The following is a 2,629-nucleotide window of genomic DNA, read 5'->3' as shown; positions in this document are numbered from 1 at the left end:
CTTCGATTTCCTGGTCAACAACGCGGGCTTCAGTGTGACCTCGCCGTTCGCCGAGACCACGGAAAAGGACTTTGCCGACTTGGTCAACGTCCACTTCAAGGGTGTCTTCTTCCTTACCCAGACGTTGCTGCCGCTGCTGGCAGACGGCGGCGCGATCGTCAACGTCTCCACTGGGTTGACCCGCTTCGCCGTTCCCGGTAACGGCGCGTATGCCGCGATGAAGGGCGCCATCGAGGTCCTGACCCGCTACCAGGCTGCTGAGCTCGGCGCCCGCGGTATCCGTGTCAACGCCATCGCCCCGGGCGCGACCGCGACCGACTTCTCCGGCGGCATGATGCGCGACAACGAGCAGGTCCGCGCTTACCTGACCTCCCAGGTCGCCCTCGGCCGGGTGGGCGAACCCGACGACATCGGCGCCGCCGTGGCCGCTCTGCTCTCCGACGACAACCGGTGGATGACCGCGCAGCGGGTCGAGGTCTCCGGCGGACAAAGCCTTTGACACACCAAACCTTCAACACTTCAATCTCAAAAGGACGACTTTCATGACTGACCTGATCGGCAAGACCGCTGTCGTCACCGGCTCTGCCCGGGGAATCGGTAAAGCCATCGCACTGCGCTACGCCAGCCTCGGCGCGAACATCGTGATCGATTACGTCAGCGACCCGAAGGTCGCCGATGCCACCGTGGCCGAGGTCAAGAAACTCGGCGTCGAAGCGATCGCCGTCCGAGCCGACGCGTCCATCCTCACCGACATCGAGGGACTCTTCACGGAATCCCTAGCACGCTTCGGCACGATCGACGTCGTCGTCGCAAACGCCGGCATCGAGCGGATCGGTATCCCGTTCCTGGACATCACCGAAGCCCAGTTCGACAAGCTGTATGCGATCAACACCAAGGGAACCTTCTTCACCCTGCAAGCAGCGGCTCGCCACATCGCGGACAACGGCCGCATCATCTACATCGGCTCCAGCACCACGACCCTTCCGGTAGTGGGCGAAGGCCTCTACGGCTCCAGTAAGACCGGCCCGCGCTACGCCGTCCAGGTCCTCGCCCAAGAGATCGCCCATCGGGGCGTCACGGTCAACACCATCCTGCCCACCGCCATCGAGGGCGCCGGCGTGTTCACCGAATACGACCCCAACCATCCCGTCCGCCAGTACATCGCCGGTCAGAGCCGGATCGGCAAGCGGATGGGCACCGTCGAGGATGTCGCCGACGCAGCCGAGTACCTCGCATCAGATCTGGCCGCCTGGGTCAGTGGACAGAGCCTGCTGGTCAGCGGCGGAACACCCCAATAACCCGAACGATCCGAGCGTGAGCAGCTGCCTTCCGCCACCGCCCGACACAGCGCGACCGCGGGGTTTGTCACGCAGAGGCCAGCCGCGATCGTCTTGGGTGTGCCGTGCAGGACAAGGTCGTCGGCGAGGCGGTCGCTGCCGCCGTCGGCGATGTCCTCGGGTGTGTAGCCGCCGGAGCCGGTTCTTGACGTAGTTCGTCAGCGCGAGATAGGGCTCGGCGACGAAGCCACGTTCGATTGCGCGAGCCTCGCCCGTATTCGTGCTCACGAAACGTCGCACGCTGAGTGTGATCGCAGCAGTCTGTCAGGGTGCGATGACGAGGCGGCTGATGCGCCGGTCATCATCGAGGGTGAACCGGTAACGCAGATCGACTGTGCCGCCCGGGAAGTTGCCCTCGAGATGGTTGACGGCCTCGAAATTTGTGTCGTCGAACTTGGCGGCGGCGGTGAGCGCGATGGTGTAGGTGTACTCGCTGGCCGAGCGGCCCAGCCACTCGCGGATCGCCGCGATGCCGGTGTAGGTCTTGCCGTCATCGACGACGACGGCGTCCGCGACGAAGGCGGTGATGGCCGTGTCGGGGTCGTTGTCGCGGTGCGCGTCCAGATACCGCAGGACGGTAGCGGGCAGGGCGGTCAGATCGATACCTACGCGCGTGTTGCTCATGAGGGTTTCCTCTCAGCGAAACAGGGTTGCGGCGCTACCTGCGCCCGGGCTTGGGATTCGCAATCCGCGTCAGCCAGTCGCGCAGTAGCGCGTTCTCGGTGGTCGTCAAAGCCGGCGAGTCGTCATCCAATGCGGCAGCCAACGCGACGGCCGCACTCGCCGGGGTCGGCTGCGCTGCGGTGGTGCTGCGCCGCCGGCCAGGACCCGCCCGGCTCGCCGCCGGCACCGTGATCGAAGACAGCATTGCATCCCGCACCCGCTCGGACAGGCTCATGTCCGGCTGGTCGGAGGGGTCGGTGATCAGCGCCAACACGACGCCACTGCTAGCGGCGAGGATTTGCGCCGCCGCCGCGGCCGCTGTCACCGACAACCGCCCCCGCCGCGCCGCCGGCTCCAGCGCCTGCAGCAGCATCAACTCCACGTCCGCGACGACGCCGCACTGCTTGCCCCGCTCGACGTGCCCGTAGATATGCGCGTAGAACGCGGGGTTGGCCAGACCGAACCGCACGTGGATGTCCCAGCCCTGCCGGATCTGCTCGATCGGGTCAACCTGGTCACGATCGGCGTCGTCGCGATGCTCGTCCAGAAATCGGCGGAGCCCATGACTTACCACCGCATCGAGCAGACCCTCCTTGCTGCCGAAGTGGTGATACAGCGTCGGCGCCTGA

At 65.8% G+C, this 2,629-nt stretch carries 4 protein-coding genes; 2 read left to right on the top strand and 2 right to left on the bottom strand.

Features of this window, described 5'->3' with window-relative positions; translation table 11 throughout:
- Together QOH60_RS21285 and QOH60_RS21280 are read left to right on the top strand one after the other, a co-directional pair.
- Positions 1 to 499 (top strand): SDR family NAD(P)-dependent oxidoreductase (locus QOH60_RS21285; RefSeq protein WP_526423857.1); only part of this gene is annotated, 499 nt, incomplete at its 5' end.
- A gap of 43 nt (positions 500 to 542) precedes the next feature.
- Positions 543 to 1,298: an SDR family NAD(P)-dependent oxidoreductase gene (locus QOH60_RS21280; protein ID WP_526423856.1), complete on the top strand. Its 756-nt coding sequence runs from the start codon at positions 543 to 545 to the stop codon at positions 1,296 to 1,298.
- A gap of 303 nt (positions 1,299 to 1,601) precedes the next feature.
- On the opposite strand, the gene QOH60_RS21275 is transcribed toward QOH60_RS21280, so the two are convergent.
- Both QOH60_RS21275 and QOH60_RS21270 read right to left on the bottom strand, forming a co-directional pair.
- Complete coding sequence (locus tag QOH60_RS21275) at positions 1,602 to 1,961, bottom strand: nuclear transport factor 2 family protein (protein ID WP_526423855.1); 360 nt, start codon at positions 1,959 to 1,961, stop codon at positions 1,602 to 1,604.
- A gap of 34 nt (positions 1,962 to 1,995) precedes the next feature.
- Positions 1,996 to 2,629: TetR/AcrR family transcriptional regulator (locus tag QOH60_RS21270; protein WP_526423854.1), on the bottom strand; the 634-nt coding region annotated here is incomplete at its 5' end.

The sequence above is a fragment of the Mycobacterium sp. genome (genome assembly GCF_032159765.1).
In the GTDB taxonomy this organism is placed as follows: domain Bacteria; phylum Actinomycetota; class Actinomycetes; order Mycobacteriales; family Mycobacteriaceae; genus Mycobacterium.
Note: the sequence above shows the minus strand (reverse complement) of the source record. Positions and strands in the feature narration are given on the sequence as shown.

Bases quoted from the DNA above. Each gene is read 5' to 3' on its own strand.
- QOH60_RS21280 (WP_526423856.1), top strand. From the start codon at position 543: ATGACTGACCTGATCGGCAAGACCGCTGTCGTCACCGGCTCTGCCCGG.
- QOH60_RS21275 (WP_526423855.1), bottom strand. From the start codon at position 1,961: ATGAGCAACACGCGCGTAGGTATCGATCTGACCGCCCTGCCCGCTACC.